This is a genomic window from uncultured Gimesia sp. (genome assembly GCF_963976445.1).
GTDB lineage: Bacteria > Planctomycetota > Planctomycetia > Planctomycetales > Planctomycetaceae > Gimesia.
This window is the reverse complement of record NZ_CAXBKP010000024.1, coordinates 42,670-61,717: the sequence shown is the minus strand read 5'-3', so window position 1 is coordinate 61,717 and position 19,048 is coordinate 42,670. Positions and strand designations below refer to the sequence as shown.

The 19,048-nt window shown below is 48.2% G+C and carries 16 protein-coding genes and 1 tRNA gene; 3 read left to right on the top strand and 14 right to left on the bottom strand.

Annotated elements, in window-relative coordinates; genetic code table 11:
- Positions 1-7: 7 nt before the first annotated feature.
- From AAC022_RS21330 to AAC022_RS21305, 6 genes are all read right to left on the bottom strand, one after another.
- Positions 8-448 (bottom strand): hypothetical protein, encoded by a 441-nt coding sequence (locus AAC022_RS21330; RefSeq protein ID WP_339734229.1) that lies wholly within the window; start codon positions 446-448, stop codon positions 8-10.
- 113 nt (positions 449-561) lie between these two features.
- Positions 562-1,500 carry a DUF1559 domain-containing protein gene (locus tag AAC022_RS21325; protein WP_339734227.1) on the bottom strand — a complete coding sequence of 313 codons (939 nt, stop codon included), beginning with the start codon at positions 1,498-1,500 and terminating at the stop codon, positions 562-564.
- A gap of 51 nt (positions 1,501-1,551) precedes the next feature.
- Complete coding sequence (locus AAC022_RS21320; RefSeq protein ID WP_339734225.1) at positions 1,552-2,022, bottom strand: hypothetical protein; 471 nt, start codon at positions 2,020-2,022, stop codon at positions 1,552-1,554.
- 31 nt (positions 2,023-2,053) lie between these two features.
- A complete protein-coding gene (locus AAC022_RS21315; RefSeq protein ID WP_339734223.1) occupies positions 2,054-2,989 on the bottom strand; it encodes a DUF1559 domain-containing protein in 936 nt (311 codons plus the stop codon).
- A 98-nt stretch (positions 2,990-3,087) separates the two neighbouring features.
- A complete protein-coding gene (locus tag AAC022_RS21310; protein ID WP_339734221.1) occupies positions 3,088-4,287 on the bottom strand; it encodes a XylR family transcriptional regulator in 1,200 nt (399 codons plus the stop codon).
- Between the two features lie 35 nt (positions 4,288-4,322).
- A complete protein-coding gene (locus AAC022_RS21305) occupies positions 4,323-5,024 on the bottom strand; it encodes a GntR family transcriptional regulator (protein WP_339734219.1) in 702 nt (233 codons plus the stop codon).
- Between the two features lie 754 nt (positions 5,025-5,778).
- On the opposite strand from AAC022_RS21305, the gene AAC022_RS21300 reads away from it, so the two are divergent.
- The gene (locus AAC022_RS21300; RefSeq protein WP_339734217.1) at positions 5,779-7,401 is read left to right on the top strand and encodes a sialidase family protein; all 1,623 of its coding nucleotides are present in this window, start codon (positions 5,779-5,781) and stop codon (positions 7,399-7,401) included.
- Between the two features lie 521 nt (positions 7,402-7,922).
- Here the strand turns inward: AAC022_RS21300 and AAC022_RS21295 are convergent.
- The 6 genes from AAC022_RS21295 to AAC022_RS21270 all read right to left on the bottom strand — a co-directional run bounded on the left by AAC022_RS21295 (position 7,923) and on the right by AAC022_RS21270 (position 14,338).
- Positions 7,923-7,996 (bottom strand) — tRNA-Arg (locus tag AAC022_RS21295).
- Between the two features lie 308 nt (positions 7,997-8,304).
- Positions 8,305-8,745: a hypothetical protein gene (locus tag AAC022_RS21290; RefSeq protein ID WP_339734215.1), complete on the bottom strand. Its 441-nt coding sequence runs from the start codon at positions 8,743-8,745 to the stop codon at positions 8,305-8,307.
- Positions 8,746-9,233: 488 nt separating this feature from the next.
- Positions 9,234-9,524, bottom strand: coding sequence for a hypothetical protein (locus AAC022_RS21285; protein WP_339734213.1), 291 nt, complete (start codon positions 9,522-9,524; stop codon positions 9,234-9,236).
- Positions 9,525-9,846: 322 nt separating this feature from the next.
- On the bottom strand, positions 9,847-10,779 hold the full coding sequence (locus AAC022_RS21280) for a fumarylacetoacetate hydrolase family protein (protein ID WP_339734212.1): 933 nt from the start codon (positions 10,777-10,779) through the stop codon (positions 9,847-9,849).
- A gap of 155 nt (positions 10,780-10,934) precedes the next feature.
- Positions 10,935-13,175, bottom strand: coding sequence for an ABC transporter permease (locus AAC022_RS21275; protein WP_339734210.1), 2,241 nt, complete (start codon positions 13,173-13,175; stop codon positions 10,935-10,937).
- Complete coding sequence (locus AAC022_RS21270) at positions 13,172-14,338, bottom strand: HlyD family efflux transporter periplasmic adaptor subunit (protein WP_339734208.1); 1,167 nt, start codon at positions 14,336-14,338, stop codon at positions 13,172-13,174. Before AAC022_RS21270 ends, AAC022_RS21275 begins: the two co-directional genes overlap by 4 nt.
- A gap of 546 nt (positions 14,339-14,884) precedes the next feature.
- Here AAC022_RS21270 and AAC022_RS21265 point away from each other — a divergent pair.
- Together AAC022_RS21265 and AAC022_RS21260 are read left to right on the top strand one after the other, a co-directional pair.
- A complete protein-coding gene (locus AAC022_RS21265) occupies positions 14,885-15,442 on the top strand; it encodes a type II secretion system protein (protein WP_339734206.1) in 558 nt (185 codons plus the stop codon).
- A 494-nt stretch (positions 15,443-15,936) separates the two neighbouring features.
- Positions 15,937-16,773: an OmpA family protein gene (locus tag AAC022_RS21260; protein ID WP_339734204.1), complete on the top strand. Its 837-nt coding sequence runs from the start codon at positions 15,937-15,939 to the stop codon at positions 16,771-16,773.
- 12 nt (positions 16,774-16,785) lie between these two features.
- On the opposite strand, the gene AAC022_RS21255 is transcribed toward AAC022_RS21260, so the two are convergent.
- Both AAC022_RS21255 and AAC022_RS21250 read right to left on the bottom strand, forming a co-directional pair.
- Entirely contained in the window at positions 16,786-18,348 is a 1,563-nt protein-coding gene (locus AAC022_RS21255; RefSeq protein WP_339734202.1) for a hypothetical protein, read from the bottom strand.
- Between the two features lie 58 nt (positions 18,349-18,406).
- Complete coding sequence (locus tag AAC022_RS21250; protein WP_339734200.1) at positions 18,407-19,030, bottom strand: MarC family protein; 624 nt, start codon at positions 19,028-19,030, stop codon at positions 18,407-18,409.
- Positions 19,031-19,048: the final 18 nt, after the last annotated feature.

The following is a 19,048-nucleotide window of genomic DNA, read 5'->3' as shown; positions in this document are numbered from 1 at the left end:
TCAATCTTTATTTTTGTATGTCAAAATCCACCACGTTACTGCCTGCCTTCACGTTTGCAGTCAGAGTGGTCTCGGTATTGTAATTTGCTGGGATTTTGACGACCTCGACGTCTACTCCAGCTTCCGCATCGGCAGCCTCAACTTCAGTGTCTTCGCCTTCCAGGTGTGATTCTCCAGTCCATGTGATTGACACCTTATGCTTACCAATCCTGGCTCCCTGTACGTCTTTTGTATAGTTGAGGGAATAATTCCCGGATTCATCCGTTACGCCGATTGAGCGGCGTCCTGAATCAGGTTGGAACAACACGCGAAGACCAGGCATTCCAGTACCATCAACACGAATAGAACCAGTCACTGTTCCCAGATCGGGGTGATCTTCACTGCCTCCTGAACATCCAATACAGCAGACCAGAGATAACACACAGGTTGTTAGAATAAAACGCAACACAGTATTTCCTTTTCGACTAAACGGATGTAGTAAAACTTGAAATGAATGAAAAAAGACAGGCCAGAATTAATGATGTTCTGGCCTGTTTCTCAGTATTGATTTCAAGATGCAAATCAGAATTCACCGATTACATTGCCGTCACTCTTATTACCAAGGTTCTGGAATGTGGTGGTGTCGATATTTTCGCTGAGAAAACGGACGGCTCCGTCACCAAGTAAAAAATGGGCTCCTCCCACGTGGCGGCTGGTAAAAACTTTTTCTTCGGCATATCCGTCACCGCCTCCATCTTCATTGATGTTCACATCAGTAACACCAACGATGCCAAAAATACTAGCTACTGAGCAGTGCGCACATTGGTCGAGGCGAGTACCAGCCCAGACGATTCCAAGTCGATTTGTTCCATGCAACGAACTTTTTTCACCAACCATCAGGGTGTTGCTGGTACCGTCTGTGATGTCACGGTTTTTCGTAGTACTGTTAGGACCAAAAATGCCTTCCCCCTTATAATTTCTGATATCAGAGGCGGGGCGGTTTGCAAATGGATGTGCATTCGCACCAGCATTGGGAGAGTAACTTGTTCCCGCCAGGGCCGTATCGTAACGCCCCATGACTCCGTTGTAATTTGCTGTCCCTAAGAGGATTCCTCCAGATGTCACTCGTTTAGGCTGCGCATCAGTGGGGCAACGCCACATGGGCAGGAGTGTACCCGTGGTATCGATTGCGCTGATAGCAGCCATCGTATTCGTTCCAGGGGCCATATTGTTATAAAGTGGAGCTTGATCCATATAAGGCAGGATAAACGTTCCCCATCCCCATGCATTCTGGCCTAAGCCACCACCAGAATGGTAAATCCATCCGGGAGGAAACGTCTTATTGACGTCGTAATAGTTGTGTAGTGCCAGTCCAAGCTGCTTCAAATTGTTCTTGCACTGAGTACGGCGCGCTGCCTCACGAGCTTGTTGAACCGCTGGCAACAGCAGGGCAATCAAAATTGCGATGATGGCAATCACCACCAACAACTCGATCAGTGTGAACCCTTTCTTCGTTTTCATAGTGGAACCTCTTATTCAAGGGAATGTCATAAAAATTAAAAAATAATTCCGTTAATCATCAGAGAGCTCGATGTTAAACGTGTTCTCTTCACCCGCCTTCACTTCGATTTCAATTGCTCTTGGAAAGTAAGCGCAAGAGGGAAGCCCCTTCACTCGTTTAACAGGGGGGCTGTCATCACCAAAGTTTTCTCCAGGCAACCCTCCCAGTTCTTGACCGGGAAAAGTGACACTCACTTTATGCTTACCTACGACGGCACCATCATGCTGTTCGTAAGTCGTTAACTGAAATGTCCCATCGCTGTTGATTTTACTTAATGCGGGTTTTCCGGGCATTGTTCGATCCCCGTCTGTGATGGGGGTAAATGCAATCGATCCCTGTGTCACAGGTTTTCCTTCACAAGTGACTTTTCCTGACACTTTTGCGACGTCTAGATTTCCTGGTCCTCCGCCACAGCCCTGCCCAATCAATAACAGGAAAAAGAACAGCAAAACGCGTTGATTTTGATAATATGAAGTAAACATTCGAGTATTCATTTGCGAGCAAAAGGAAAAATTAAAATTCACCGACAACTTGCTTGTCGTCGCGTTGGCCCAACCATCTCATTAGGTTGACCTGATCCACATTTTCGCTGATAAAACGAACGGAACCGTCACACAGTGCAAAATGGACTCCACCCGTATGTTGACTAACAAAACACAAGGGGGTATATGCAGGGTCGACTCCAGCGGCTACTGGATCACCGTTAAGTGCATGGCTTTGATGAACACCACCAAAAACACAACCAACATGATCTGTATATTGCCCTGTTGTTCCCATTAGGTCAGTTCGGTTGGAAGCAGCCCACACAGACCCTCCTAACACATTCTTGCTGTGGGGGTGAAGCAAGGTCTTTTCACCAAGAAGAAGGGTATTGCTTGTTCCATCATAAATTTCAGTCAGAGTGATGGCACTGTTTTTGAAGAAGACACCACCGCGATCTACGCTGGTACCGTTGGTGTATGCCCACCCGGTGTTTCCTGCGTAGTTAGAAACTGCTAAATTCTGGTCGTTTGATCCATCATTGAAAATCCAATGTGAATTCAATTCTGGATCAACTGCACTCGGGCACTTGAATGCGGCGAGTGGTGTCTGCAAGGATTGTAAGTCGTTCGCTAAAACGTCTGTTACTGTGTTAGGACCAGGAGTGATGTTGTTGTAGAGCGGTGCCTGTTCGATATAAGGTAGGATCATCGTTCCCCATGACCAACCATAGCCATCAACACCGCTTGTGTCGTTTGGGTCGTCAACTAATCCAGAAGGCAAAACACTATGGGTGTCGTGGTAGTTGTGAAGTGCTATCGCAAGTTGCTTTAAATTATTTTTGCACTGGGAACGGCGTGCCGCTTCTCTAGCTTGCTGGACAGCAGGCAGTAAGAGAGCGATTAGAATGGCAATGATTGCAATCACTACCAAGAGTTCAATGAGTGTAAATCCTCGACGTCGTGACATTAATTCGCTCCTAATGGAGGTATGTAGAGTTATAAAAAACGGAACTTATCAATTCATAATTATTTACTAATGCGAAAGCGCTGGCGACCGAATAAATATCATTTAATGTGCGCATTTGGAGAGGTCTCAATCTCAACTCTTGGTTGATTTTCACCAAGACGTATCTGTCCTGGTGTATACCCGGTGCTTTCCCGAAAGGCGCGCACAAAGCCGCTTGTGCTATCAAAACCGCAGCTGAAGCCGACATCAATAATTCGCATTTGTGTTGTTGTCAGCAATTCTCTGGCAGTACGAATGCGGGACAGACGAATTTCTTTACTGACGGTATGCCCCAGCGATGCCTTGAATCGTTCGTCCAGTGTTTTTCGACCAAGATTGAATCGCTCTGCCAGGTCAGTTACGGTGATGGGGCGATGGCATTCTTCACGTATATATTGAACGATCGGGATTAAATCCGAATCTTCAAGGGCCAAAAAATCTGAAGAGCGACGAACGATCAATTTATCCGGGGTCACATAAACGGGTGAAGCAGTCGGTTCAGCACCGTTGATGAGCTGATCGACCAATTCAGCAGCGAGGTAACCAATTCGTTCAGAGTTTTGAGCGATGCTCGACAGCGGTGGTTCGGTCGACTCGCAAATGAGTTTATAGTCATTCACACCGATGACAGCGACATCGTATGGAACAACTCTATTCAATGCCTTGCAAGCTTCTACGACCTCGTAGGAAAACTCATCATGCGCAGCGAAGACACCAAAAGGTGTTGGGATGGCAGCAATTGCCTTTAACAAATCGGCTTGATTAATCCTCCTGGTGCTCAGGTCTTCCCTGATTACCGATTCAAATTCAACATCGATTTGATGTGTGTCAAATCCATGTTGTGCTAGGCTATTGGTAAATCCATCACGCCTTAATTGGTTGTGATGCCAGGGTGAATGGCCAATGAAGACAAAACGACGCAAACCAGCGCTCATTAAATGTTCCGCAGCCAGCTGGCCGATCAATGCATTATCTGAGTGGACGACAGGAATGTTCTCGACGGGCTGGGTATGCAGGGTGAGATTGACAGCCGGGATATTCAAGCTGGCAAGTTGATCGATTTGTTCTTCCGTTTCAGCATACGCAATGATGCCATCACAGTTAATTTGGTTAACCATTGACCAAGGGATATAGGGGATCGCCGCATTTTTTGTGATCCGAAAATGTGGGAATTCTTTGGCATAATCCATCACGCCACGAATCATTCGAATCTGGTTATCCGAACTAGGCACGATCAAAAGGGCAATCTTACGCTGCATAGAAATCAAATGTTCTGTTCCCTATCTCGAAGGACTCAGGCGTTTGGCGATCCCGTTCCGTGTTTACGGAAGTAGCTGAGAACACTGCGACGACCGCTTTGGATTTGATCACTGATAAGCTTACGGGCTAGCTCAGCATTGCGGTCTTTCAATGCTTTGATCAACTCCGCTTTTCCATGACAAGTTTGCTGAGCGGTTTCTGTTGTCAGTAATTCAGGTTTATTACGTTGTGCTTCAAAGACTTCACGAATCGCACGATGCTCATTGATTACCTTGATCAACAATGGGTTCCGAGAAGCTTCAATTAACAATAAGTGAAATTGTTCCTCAAGATCGAGCCATACATTGAACTGCTTGTTGGTTGCACGTCCTTTCGTCGAAGCTGCAATTTTTTTAGCTACGATATCCGCTTCGCTCAGAATGGCTTCCAGCTCTTCGAGTTGAATCTCGGTGATATGTCTTGCCGCTTCAGCAGCAGCACAGCTTTCAAGTGCATCACGCAACACATACATGTGGTCGAGCTCATCACGGTCAAGGTTTCGGACGAAAATACCCACCCCGGGAAATTGTTCGACGAGACCCTCACTAGCGAGTCGATTGAGTGCTTCGCGCACCGGAATCACACTAACACCTATTTCGTCAGCCAGGGTGCGATTCACCAGTCGCGATCCAGGTTGTAGGTTCCCGCTCGTTAATTGACGACGAATATGGCGATATGATTTTTCGGCAAGGTTCATTTGTGTATCTAGCCAGTAATAAATATGGAGTAATCAATAACCCCGATTTTATTTTTCATTGGGGTTGTTTAGTGTCATCATGCATTATACAGTGTTATAACATGATGGCAACAGTTAAACGGAAACTCTCTAATTGGCGTATTCGATGCTGCTGTCATCATGCCGAACTTCATTTTATATACCTGTTTGATACTGCAGAGAATCTGTGGGGTGAGGAGTAGCTGTGGGTGGGGGGATGGTCTTCCAAAGGTGCTACTACTTGCTGTCGAGGATCTCAGTTCTGAATTAAGTTATTATGGTCATGCAGAGAAGAAGAGTCCAAATATAATTAGTCCAAAACTTGATGCATTCGCAAAATTGGGTCGCCTGTTTGAATGAGCTTATTGTCAGCAGGCGTCTGTAATTCTTCGCGAACGAGCCTGGTAACAGGGATTCGATTGGTGTGAGTGGTTTCCACTCACACTTTCATGACAAACATCCCGAGGTTATGACATTTTCAGAATATTTTAAGCGAAGATATTTCTGCGAATATGCAAGTGTATATAGGGGGGCTATGGTCAGGTCAAATACGCGGGAAGTGGTTGATGTTTATTTGACAACTGAGCGATGATCCATCTGGATGCCTGAATAAGCGTCCTTTCTATGAAGCCAATTACGACAAAGACGGTCACGTTGCACCGAAGTGAATTAACCCGGTCTTGGTGAGCAATCTTAGCCCCAATACCAAATCATATTTTAGAACAGGCTACTTAAAATGATACGAATGATCCTTCTTGCCATGACCTTAGTGGTTTCTCAGAGTTTTGTTTGCGCCGATGAGTCTACCGACGATATCCTCTTTAGTACGTCGTTTGAAGACGGAAAAGTCGGATCATTCCAAAGTCTCCAGGACGGAACGGTCCAGGTTCGAGCGACCGGTACGGCAGCAATCACACCGAAATACGCACACACCGGGAAGCAGTGTCTACACCTGCTTGGCGACGAAAATAACACAATCACGTTTATCCTCCCCGAGGATCTACGATCCGTAAAAGGAATCAGCTTTCATGCGGAACGCTGGACGCGCAGAGCCCCTTTTTCATTTCGGGTCGAGGTCCAACAGGATGACACTTGGCGCGAAGTCGCCCAGCTCGACTACATTGTCATAACGGGAGCCCGATTTCGTTCCCATGTCCAGCTTCCCATCACAGGCGATGGTGAGACACAGGCGATTCGTTTTCAGGTGACTGCTGCCTCGAAGTCCGGTGTACTGATCGACGATCTGTCGTTCCATGAGACTGCTCCCAAACGACCAACCCCCATTCCGACCAGTGTTATGCCCAGCGAGCCGCTTGAACTCGTTGACAGCCAGCCACTTTTTACGTCCGGTACGCAAGGCACGCATACATTTCGCATTCCGGCCATTGTGACTGCCACCAACGGCGATCTTCTAGCGGTCTGTGATGCGAGGAGAAAAAGTTCTGGAGACCTGGGATATCAACGCACAATCGATATCGTCTGTCGGAGAAGTATAGATAACGGCAAGACCTGGACTCCCATGGAAGTAATTGAAAACATCCAAGATGGAGGTTGCAGTGATGCTTCTCTGATTGTTGACCAAGTCACAGGTGATATCTTTTGTTTCTATAACTACATTACCGCAGATAGGTCGAAAAAAGAGTATCGTTTCATGGTTCAGAAAAGTTCTGATCACGGGAAGACCTGGGGAGAGCCAGTCGATTTCACAGATCAAGTGGCTGGTCCGGAGTTGAAGAATGCCTTCAAGTTTATTACCTCGGGGCGAGGCATTCAAACTCGTGAGGGACTTCTAATGCACGACTATGTACATATTGGCAAGGGAGTTATAGTATTCGGTAGTCGTGACCATGGTAAGACCTGGGAAAAGATGGGTGAGGTCAGTCCTGGGGATGAATCAAAAGTAGTGCAGTTGCCCAGTGGATCGCTGATGGTCAATTCTCGGATCTCGCCCGGCAAGCGGTTTATTCATCGGTCGTCTGATGGTGGAAAGACTTGGGAAAGTAACGCAGATTTCAGTCTGCCAGATCCAAACTGTAACGCCTGCATCATTCAGTACACAGCCCAGCGAGATGGGTATGCAAAAGACCGCCTTCTCTTCTGTAACGCTGCGTCAAACAACGGTCGGAAGAATTTGGCAGTGCGGATTAGCTACGACGGCGGTTTGACCTGGAGTGCTGGAAAGGTAATTGACAATGGCCCGTCTGCCTACTCATCGATGACTATTCTGAAAGATGGCAGTATTGGTGTGCTTTACGAGCCTGGATACAAGGAAGTGCGCTTCGTCCGCTTCACGCTTTCTGCACTGACAGGTGAGAAGTTGAACAAACCATATGTACCACATCCGACTGCTGGCCCCTGATCGTAATGCCAAAAATAAATACGAGTCTGGCTGAGAGGGCAAAACATAACAAGCGATACCCGAACCTTATCTCTTCAAGTGCATTCGTAGAATCTCTTCGAATCATTACATGCGCGTCGATCTGACTTTGCTGGAAAGACGGCTTCAAAGAGTGTGGCAACTTCCTCGGAATCATCTAAATTAGGTAGACGCTCGGATGAATCAACATGAGACTGAATCTGGTGACGAATCCTTATATTAGAAAGGTCTGCCACCGACTGAGAAGTGACTTCTGATTGGCTGACAAACCGCTTTTTTTGAATTCCCAGATCATTTGCCCTGCCACAGGGATTCCTGCCGAAGAAGATGCCCCTGCACCGAGCAACCTTACAGATTGGATTTCGCTCTTTCAGCTAAGAAGGAACGATTAAGGTTAACCATAGTGCAAAAACTTGACATCAGTAAGGGGAATGCAAAAGGCCTTCGTCGGAGTGACGAAGGCCTTTTGGTGGTAATTGATTGTCTCAGTTTGAGATAAGTAGTGCACCCCGCTGGATTCGAACCAGCAACCTTCGGTTTCGTAAACCGATGCTCTATCCAATTGAGCTAGGGGTGCCTATCCCCGATGGGGAAAGGGTATTCTAGCGAGGCGGTTCTCGCTTTTAAAGCCTTTCGGAAGCAGGATTTGAATCTTTTTAGCAGCTCCGGGCCAGATTTTTGGTTTCAAACAGGGTTCTGCATCCTCTGAAAGCCGGTTCTGGCTGGCTTATCTGCCCTTTTCAGAAGCACAAAGGGAGACTCTGCTACTTTGAGACACCCGCTTTGTCGCTCTGGTTCCCGGCAGCAGAATAAAAAAAGCTCTGTTCACGAAGAACAGAGCCTGAGCACTTTCAAACAACTTTTAAATCGGAGTGGAACCCGAATTTAGTGATGGCCGCGGTGACCATGACCGCGATGGCCTCCATGATGACCACCGTGATGTCCACTACGAGATCCACCATAGCCACCTCGATAACCGCTTCTGTAGCCACTGCGGTATCCGCCATAGGAGCTGCCACCGTAACTGCGGCCGCCGCCACTATAGATGCCGATCCCGAATGAGGGGCTACTATAATAGAGGCCTCCGGATCCATACGAGGGAGAGGAATTATAATAGCCGCCGTAACTCGGGGACGAATAACCGTAGCCGCCACCATAACCTCCACCATAGCCAGAATAACAGCCCCCTGCCTCGGCCTGCTGAGTCGGCATCAGCAACAGAGCCCCCCCCATCACCAGTCCCATACTCAGAACCAGTTTCAAGGTCTTTGATTTTCTCTTCGTTGTTGACTGAGCCTGGTCAACCGCATCTGTTTTGCTTTGCATCGTTTCTCTCCTTGGAAAAATGAATCAAACTTGAGTGCTGCATATTTATGAAAAGCGTCCTCGCTCATTGTCAGGCACTCGATTGCAGTACGGTTGAGATTCCATCGCTCATCACCTACTTATCCGTCTGCCGTAATCAGAAGAAACGCGATAAGCGTGCCAGAATGGTTTCTTTTGACAGACATTCACTTAACTCATTAAGGGGTAGAAGCTTAAGACACGAAGCTTTTTCAGAGCCCTCAAGGGTAGGCTGAAAACCGTCCTAAAATCGCGTCAACCGATATCAAACTGAGTACAGAAAAATGAGATGTCTGGCAGGAATTGCCGAGGGGAGAGAACTAAAAAAACAAGCCCCTCACTCAAATGATCGGGCCGAACCAAATGAATGAGAGACTTGAGAAAACGTGCCAAATTTGTTCCCGGGAACAGGAACCGGCCCGACAAGATCAGCTAAAACCTGACCGAGGCGGAATTATTAAAAATATGGATTACCATCCATAATAGAACCCGAAACCGGGTGCATAAATTCCGGCACCCCGGCCTCGGTAATGGTTGTTGTGATATCGCCGATTGTAGTTGTTGTATCCGCGGGAATATCGATTGAGGTCATTTCTGTAGTGTCGATCGAAGCGATTCACACTTTGGCGGTAATCGCGTTGGATATTGCGAGACTGTCTGCGTACCTGTTTCCAGGCAGGCGGTCTGGCTTCACTGGTATTCATCGCGCCTACAAATAAAACACTACACGCCAGCGTGGCGATCGTCAGTGCACGTTTCATGGTCTTGTCTCCTTGATAAGAACCGTGTTGTCTGGCTGCATCCCCGATTGAATGCAGCCAGCAACCTGAATGTTTTTTCGATTGTCTTATCTCAGGAAAACTGCAACAGATGTGCCAATTGCGCAGCATTTAAGGCGAAATGACATAAACCATGCTTCAGTTTAGGTTTAAAAAGCGATTTTTTCTCATGTCTTCAAACGCAAGGTGCAGAACCTGTTGTAGAAATGAAAAAACTGTGGTCGAAACGAGAACAACCAAATCGCTCAGCTACCAGCAACTCTCTTCACACTCGTTGATTTATGTCGTGATGTAGAAACGATATTCAGACGACTGGATTTTTCAAGACGCCGATCTGTTCGATCTCGGCGTGCATTTCATCGCCATTCTTGAGGAACTTATTCTTCGATGCTCCGACACCACTGGGGGTCCCGGTGGAAATCACGTCGCCTGGCTCAAGATGCACAAAGCTGGAAATGAATTCGATGATGGCGGCAACCGGGAAAATCATTTCCGATGTCGACGAATCCTGTTCTACGTTTCCATTGACCGAAAGCTTCATTTTGAGCGTCTGTGGATCTTTGATCTCGTTCGAGGAAGTCACACAGGGCCCCATCGGACAAAATGTATCGTGCCATTTACCGTGCAGCCAGTCAAAGAAGCCATCTTTCTCGCGCTGCGTGCGTTCCGGGTTCGGTCGAAATTTTCGATCGGAGATATCATTGATGACGGTGTAGCCGGCGACGTAGCCGAGTGCGTCTGCTTCCGAGACGTTTTTGCACGCTTTGCCGATAATGATTCCCAGTTCCAGTTCCCAGTCAATATAATCAGGAGAGACTTCGGGAATTTTGACTGGCTGTCCGGGATGCGTCAGCGTGGTTGTGGGAGGTTTCATAAATACATAGGGGAATGTTTTTTGCCGTTCCTCGGCTTTGCCGCCCCCTTCTTCGATATGTTTAGAGTAGTTGCCGGCCAGCAGCAGTAGTTTGGAAGGATTGGGAACGGGCACCAGTAGTTGCACATCTTCTACCGGGATAGACATGGGAAACAGCTCTTCATCCATCGACTGTTTCAAGTGTTGTTCGATGCCCAATATCGTCTCGTGCTGTGCGCCTCCCGGGAGAAATGGAATGAGGCCTGCCTCTTCATCCACCACAACTCCTGCCATTTCTGCAGCAGCACTCAGTGGGATGATTGTATCTTCCGAGTAAAACCCACAAGAAATATGATTTTCAAACTGGTATCGACATAATCTCATTATTTGCAGGCTCCTTCAGGGGGAAGTCGAAGAGGGTGTGAATGTAGTGTGAGAAAATTGTGTTTGCTGCGGCGACGCCCGGGGATTAAAGCCTCAAGCATCGTTTCATGTTTATCCTACCGATTCTTTTGCGGCAGACCAATTCCCAGGTCCCTTTATGATAGCTGCTTTTGGAATCTCTTTAAACTGATGCCAATAATGGCGAGACAACACAGGCTGAGCCCTGCGATATGCGGCAGTAAATCGGTGATATCCGCGCCCCGTAAAACGATCCCCCTCAGAATTTCCAGGAAATAGGTGACGGGGATCAGAAACGTGAATAGATAAATGGGTAGCGGCATCTGTGAACGTGGAAACATGAATCCCGATAACAAAACAGAAGGCAGCATAATCAGAAACGCGAACTGAACGGCCTGCAATTGTGTGCGGGAAACAGTAGAGACCAGCATTCCCAGTCCCAGTCCACAGACCAGAAACAACAGGGACAGCACTAATAATTCCCACAGATTACCGTGAATTGGAACGCCAAAAAAGAAGACCATTACGGTTAACACGATCAGCGTTTCGACAAAACCAATCAGAGCATATGGGACGAGTTTCCCCAACATCAATCCGGATTTACTGACCGGAGTGACAAATAGTTGCTCCAGCGTTCCCAGTTCCCGTTCTCGGACAATCGCAAATGAGGTCAAAAACAGCGTCACTAACTGTAAAATGATCCCCACCAGCCCAGGGACAAAAAAGTGCGAGCTTTCCAGATCCGGATTGTATAGTAGCCGCGGCCTGATCTCGATGGGCAGTGCTGCCGCACCTTGTGCATCGCGGGCCAGAACCATGGGGAGGGTCTCCGCAAACTGTTTCGCCATGTTCATCGAAAGATTGAGCCCCAGAAGATTCGAAGCGTTGAGGGCGGTCGTCGCGACCTGAGAATCGCTGCCATCAATCAGCACCTGGACTGAGACCTGCTCTCCCCGTAGCAGACGATCCGAATAATCGGGGGGGATGATCACCCCGACTTTCGCTCTGCCCGACTGGATCGCGTCGTGAAAGGCGTCCTCATTAAACACGCGTTCGATAATCTGAAATGTGCGCGTATTGGCAAACGCGTCTCTTAATTCGCGCGCACTGGAGCGACCGTCCAAGTCGTAGATGACGGTGGGAATGTTTTCGATTTGTGTATCAATGGCAAATCCAAAAATGATCGTCTGTAACACCGGAACGGCAAACACGAAGAGCAATGTCGAAGGCTCTCGCCGGACATGTGAGAACTCTTTCATCAGAATTGCCCAGAATCCTGCCATTAAACCCGTTCGCATAAGAGACGGATTACTCTTGACCGGACGTTCTTTGGGAACGAAATCCGGTTCTTCTATGTGAGTTTTCTGTTCTGTTGGCTCGGGGCAGTTCGGTTCCGATTTCTGTTCCACTGGTGTCTGTTTGGTCTGGTCCACGTCGCTATGATTCAGCCCCTCTGCCCGGCTCAACGTGACGAATACATCTTCCAGGGAAGGAGTAATCGGCCTGATCTGGGCTGATTCCTGCTCTTCCTGAAGATGCCGGATCAGGTCGGTTTCCGATAAACGCTGGTCAGCCAGCACATGAATGGTTTGTCCGAAGAGTGTTGCATCCCGCACGCCTTCTAATTCGCGAAAGGTAGCCAGTTTTGTGGCGGGGTCGATTGTTTCGATTTCCCAGCGGGCAGTACCTGTGGGCGTGACGCTGGGCAGATGCTTTAACTCATCCGGTTTTCCACAAACGATCAGCCGCGAGTCGTAAATATATCCGACATCACTGCAGCGTTCGGCTTCATCCATATAGTGTGTGGTCACAAACAGCGTGACCCCCTGCCCGGCCAGATCAAACAGCAGGTCCCATAAATCCCGCCGCGCGACGGGATCGATGCCCGCCGTTGGCTCATCCAAAAACAGAACCTGCGGTTCATGGATCAGAGCACAACCCAACGCCAGGCGTTGCTTCCAGCCTCCTGATAAGCTACCGGCCAATTGATCCAGTCGATTTCCCAGCGATGTTAATTCGATAACTTCATGAAGTCGCTGTTCCAGTTTCTCGGGACTGAGCCCATAGATGCGACCATAGAACTCAATATTTTCCCGCACGCTCAAATCGGAATACAGACTGAAGCTCTGCGACATATAACCGATATGGCGTTTGATCTGTTCTGCATCGTGTGCGACATCAAAACCCAGTACGCGCGCCGACCCTCCCGTGGGTTGCAGAACGCCGCACAGCATCCGAATGATGGTTGATTTTCCGCTCCCGTTTGGGCCGAGTAAACCAAAAATGGCGCCTCGTTGCACGTCAAAGCTAACCTGATCGACGGCGCGGAGTGAACCAAAATCGCGTGTCAGTTGATTGAGTTGGATCACAGGATTCATGGTCTGGCATCCTTTTTGTCCAACCAGACATCGGCCGACATTCCCGGCCTGAGCAATTTATCCTGAGCCTCGATTCTGACTTTAATGCGAAATACCTGCTTCGAGCGTTCTTCGGGAGTCTGTACATTGCGGGGCACAAACTCTGCCTGACGTGAAACAAAGGTGACACGTCCTTTAAAGATTTTATCAGGGTAACTGTCGATCGTGACATCCACATCCTGGTCGATATGAATATCCAGATGATTCTCGGGAACGTAACAACGTACCCATAAATGCTTCCAGTCCAGAATCGAAATCACGGGAACATTACTGCCCACCAGATCCCCCGGCTGTAAGGTGACCGCTTCGATTGTTCCATCGAGGGGGGCAAAAACTTTCAATTCCTGAATCTGATCGCCGATGATCTGTAAAACCGCTTCGGCTTTTTTCATCGCTGCTTCTGCCTGTGCGATGTCTTCGCGTCGATTCCCATTTTTCAATAATCGCAAGGCCTCTTCGGCCTGCTTTAAGTGAGCTCGGGCTTCGTCAATTTCTTCTTTCCGCGTTCCCTCTTTCAGTAAATCCAGGGTCTTTTGTTTGACTTCTTTTTTGGCAGCGGTTGCCTGCAACTCGGTATTCGCCGTATCCATCTCATCTTCCGAGACCGATTGTTTGGCGAATAATGTTTCGATCCTCGTCTGTTTTGCTTTTGCCAGCCGGTACTCTGCGTCTGCTAAATGTAACTCTGCGATGGCAGAATCAATCTCCTGTTGCCGGGGGCCGTTGACTAGTAATGTCAATCTTGCTTTGAGTTGGTCTACCTGTGCCTGCGCTTGCGCGATTTCTTCTATTCGGTAACCGGCAACCAGCTTGTCATAGTTGGCTTTGGCCTCAGCCAATCCGGCGACTGCTTCGGCACGTCGTTCCAGTAAGTCATAAGGCTCCAGTTCAAACAGCAGGTCTCCTTTCGACACGGACTGACCTTCTTCGATCAGGACCTGTTTCACACGTCCTCCGACACGAGAACCGGGGCGGATGTCATCCGCTTCCAAAAAACCAGAAACCTTCAAAGGTACATGTCGATTTTGACTCAGTATTAGGGCTGCGATTAGCACTGCGGATAAGACTACCAGTCCCAGAATTCGTTTCAAGTGTGTCTCCTCTTCGTTCCCTAACCGATCCATGATCCCGGTTTTTATTGATTCATCTGAAAACCATTTATCTTACCGGAACCAGAAACAATACAGTAGTAAGCCCCCCATGGTGTCTTCACTTTTATGCTCGAAAATCTCTGGCTGCAGCCAAGTCCCGTTTGAAATGGTTATGACAGTGAAGTCGGGATCAACCTTACACCTGTCAAGAATCGGTATTTGATTCTTTAGGAAATCAGGGTGCTCAAGAATCGGGCAACTCCAAACTGTCCCTGTGTTTGTTTGATGAATCAAAAAATAAATTATGGTTAACCGACGGGTAAATCCATGGTCTTATCTCATTATGCATTCACAAGATACGAGTTAAATATGAATACCGCTGACAGGTAGGTTTCCGGTTTGGCACGTGATTCGCATTAAAACAAATCACAATAATCATCAAACAGAAACATTCTCTTAAACATGTGCCCTTATAACTCCGGGCGTTCAAAGTATGTGCTCGAAACTGTTTGATGAGCATGTTGTCAATCTGTTTAATAAGGAGAGATGGTGAATAACTTCCCATCTAAGAAGCGAGGAATGAAAAGAGGCTTCACACTAATCGAATTAATGGTGGCTATTGCAACAATAGCCGTTCTCGTCGCACTGTTGTTACCTGAGATTCAGAAGGCACAGGACGCCTCACTGAAGCACAAACAGCAAGATGGTCCCTATTGGGTCTACCGTGAATATGAGTATGCGGGTGGCCCGGTCATCTCCGAAATGTCAGGAACCTACAAGCATTCACTCCAGGAAATTCTGGATATGTATGCGATCAATCTGAAAAAACAACAGAAACAAAACGCTTTGGAGTGGCAGTCAAATTCCGATTTAGATTCACCAACTGAGTCCGATGCATCGTCTACTCCAGTAGGACGTGCCATTCTGGAAGCCCCAGACTGCGAGGCAAGCTACACTGATGAAGTGGATGTTCCAGAGTTAACGAAAGAGGAAAAAATCCGTAAGGCAAAACGGGCGATTAACAACTTTAAACACGATTTATCCCAGGATAAGGCTTCTCTCGTTGCTCGAAGAAATGTGGTAGAAGCAATCCAACTTCTGGAACAAGATTTAAAACGGCTTCAATCAGAGCTTTAATATGCAGTGACGATTTTCGTTTCTGAAATTGAATATGACTCTCCAACAAAACAGGTGGTGTTTGACACGTTGTCAGGAACCACCTGTTTTTTTACGCCTGTTTGTGCAACAAACGCAGCCTGAATCTGCTATTTATTTGTAGATATTTCAAACTCTTAAAATCCACCTTTTTTTGATCATGTTGCTCTTGGCACAAAAAAACAGACGCGTTATAAATCCGTTTCTGTTGGCTTTTGAATGAGTAAACCTCTCTCACTTCACACTACGAATTCAATTGCCCGGCAGGATATGCAATCGCATGTCACATCTCAAAAACCTACCAATCCATTAAAATTGATTTTTTATCCATTCATCTTTCCTTGAATCAGCGTGGCTTTTCAAGACTGTGTGAATTTTCATGGAATGTCTGCACTTAATCGGTGATGGCATTTTCGTGAAGACTTGCGCAACTGGAATCGTGATTCTATTCAGAGTTAGATAAAGGAGCACCAAAGATGCCCATCATCGTACGGGTATGCCTGCTTAGCGCAGTGTGTTTATTTACTATGACTCAGACGGCCTGCAAACGCGGACCGAATGCGCAAATGCGACAGAGTATGTATCGTTCACAGCAGCTTTACGATCAGAATATGGAACTGTCGATGCAGCGTGATCAGTTTCAGCAGTCGGCGAACGCACTGCAGCACGAACGTGATCAAATGGCAATGCACGCGCAGTCGCTGGAATCCAATTTGAGTATTGCCAATAAACGGCTCGACAACTTGAATTCTGAACGTTCTAAAATGCAGCAACGTTATGTGAGTTTGATGAAAACAGCAAAAGGTCAGCCGAGCCCGCTGGATGGCGAAGCAACCCGCCGCTTCCAGGAACTCGCAAACAAATATCCTGACTTTGAATTCGACCCGCATACGGGCGTCAGCAAATTTCACTCAGATATTCTGTTTGATTCCGGCAGTGATTCGCTTAAGCCATCAGCCAGAGAAATCCTGAATCAGTTTGCTGCGATTATGAATGATGGCAATGCATCCCGCCTGAATGTTCTGGTTGTGGGGCATACTGATGACAAGCCAATTTCGAAATCAAATACGCAGCGTCGTCATCCTACGAACTGGCATTTATCAACGAACCGAGCGAACTCCGTGGTCCTGTCACTTTCCAAATTTGGGGTGAAGCAGGGGCGGATGGGTTCAGCGGGTTACAGTATGTTCCAACCTGTTGTACCTAACGCTAATAATTCCGCTCGGCAGAAAAATCGTCGCGTTGAAATCTTCGTGCTCGCTCCCGATGCCGTCGTAGCAGGTTGGGATCCTAACCCGACTCTTCTGCACTAGGGGGTGCTCAGGTTATTCAAAACGCAAATGGCTTCCCGGCAATGGCTCATCATGTGTCTGAATGGTGAGCCAGCCGACCGAACCAATCAAAGCCGCGGTCAAGATGACCGAAATCAGCTTTGTGAACAGGCTGAGTGACCAGCGTCGATCCGACCAGGTGAGCCCTTCTTGGGGCAGCCGTTGATCGTCTTCCTTCAGCCTGACAACCAACAGCGTGCACAGGGCGCCAGTGATCCAAAAGGAGAGCTGCACCAGAAACACGGATTTCTCTGCCAGGCGAGGCAGCGCTTTACTGAAATCACCCGCGAGGGACATCCAGAGGATTAATAAAAACAGCCACTGAGCGCGGCCTAGATTCGAGTCGGGGATTAATGCCAGCCGCTGTCGTCGGGTTTCCCAGATCGCGACGATGATTGCCAGTGAGAGCAATAAGCCGACGACCAGGAACCAGAAACCTGCGGGCATATTCCAGAACTCTTCGGGAATCCATTTTTCTTTCTGCCACTGAATGACATTTTTGTGGAGATTTTTCCACGGCAGAATCACCAGCAGAAAAACCAGGCCGATGAAATTGAAGCCGCGCGCGGTGGTATCTTCTTCAGGAGCAGCGAGTACTCGAGAGCAAAATTCATTCGAATCAATTTCGCTCAATTTTCGGTCCTGATCTTCCGTCTGGCAGAGCAGGCTCTTCGCTCCCCAGCCGATGCCAGCGCCCATGACCAGACCGAAAAACTGTTCCATCCATTTCCAGTAGTCAAGACCTTGCAGCATCGGCCAGCTTCCGATGATCGACCACTGGCTGCGTCCGAGCATGTTGATCAAGTCTCCCAGCAGAAAGCCGACTCCGCCAAACAGAAATCCATACGCGGATAAACGCAGCGCGACGCTGTTCTGTGCTCGCTTCAGATAGAAAACGAGTGCGAGATAGAGACCGACGCATCCCGCCCAGTTGTCACCGCGCGGGGGCGTCATTCTTAATCCCAGAACCGGGGTCAGAATGAAAAAGCCGGCACACCAGCCGATTGAAAGCAATAACAGGAATCTACAGGGACGGTGAAAGTCCGGCCGGGCACGATACAGCATGGAGAATACCAGTGCCGCAGAAACTGCAGCAACCCAGTCGACATCATAAGAACTCCACAGTTCATGCGAGTATTCTGTCAGTCCACTCAAATCCATGGCCAGCCAGAAGGCCCAGAGAAAAGCGAGAGGAAATACAAATCGCTCCAGCTCCGAGCGTTTCATCGTGAGCGCTAACGAAAGAACGCCGGCTCCGATGCCGCCCCAGAGCGCACCAATCAGAAACAGGCTGGCATAGCCATAAGTCACATCAATCCACTGCGAACCGGCCGTGTATCCAATCACGCGGCCATAGCTCATTTGACCGCCGAACGCCCAGCCGATCGCGCCGAGAAACGCCATGATCGTAGCCCGGTTCCACCAGTCCGGGCGTCGGGAGGTGAGGCAGACTGCTAACGCGACTAAGGCGCCGGGAACCATGGCGCCGGCTTCGTGACCGTAATCACCACGGAATCCCCATCCAACCGACATGGCCAGAGCAGGCAGTAGAATCATACTCACATGTTGCGAATTTCGAATGAGCGGTCCTTTGCTTCCTGATTCAACCTGAATTTTAGATATCGAAGTAGGTTCTAATTCCACTCAGCACACTGTCGACGGCTACGGAAGCCAGAATCAGGCCCCCAATTCGACTGACCACACTGGCACCGGAATCGCCAATTACTCTCTGAATCGGCCCGGCTAACAACAAGAAGGCCAGCGTAATCAGAAGCACAGTCAACATTGTCAGCGATGAAATCAGTTGTTGGCTGAAGTCAAAGCGATGGTTGTCCGTGATTAAGACTACTGCCATCATTGCGCCGGGAGAGGCGATCGAAGGAATTGCCAGTGGGAAGATGGCTTTACTTTGATGGACATCCACTTTGTGTGATTCTTCGATTTCCACTTCCGGTTTGCTTTCACCAAAGATCATGGTTAATGCAAACAGAAACAGCACCAGCCCACCAGCGATTTGAAAGGCAGCCAGTGGGATCTCCAATGCATCAAGTAATATCTGCCCCCCCAGAATAAAAACGATCAATACGATTGCCGCAGTCAGAATTGCACGAAAAGCAATCTGTCGCTGCACCGCAGCACTGGTTCCGGAAGTGACTGCGATAAACACTGGGATGGATCCTATCGGATCGATGACGGCCCAGAGGTAAATGAAATCCTTGAGAATATTTTCCCACACCATGCTTTGTCTCGACTTCCA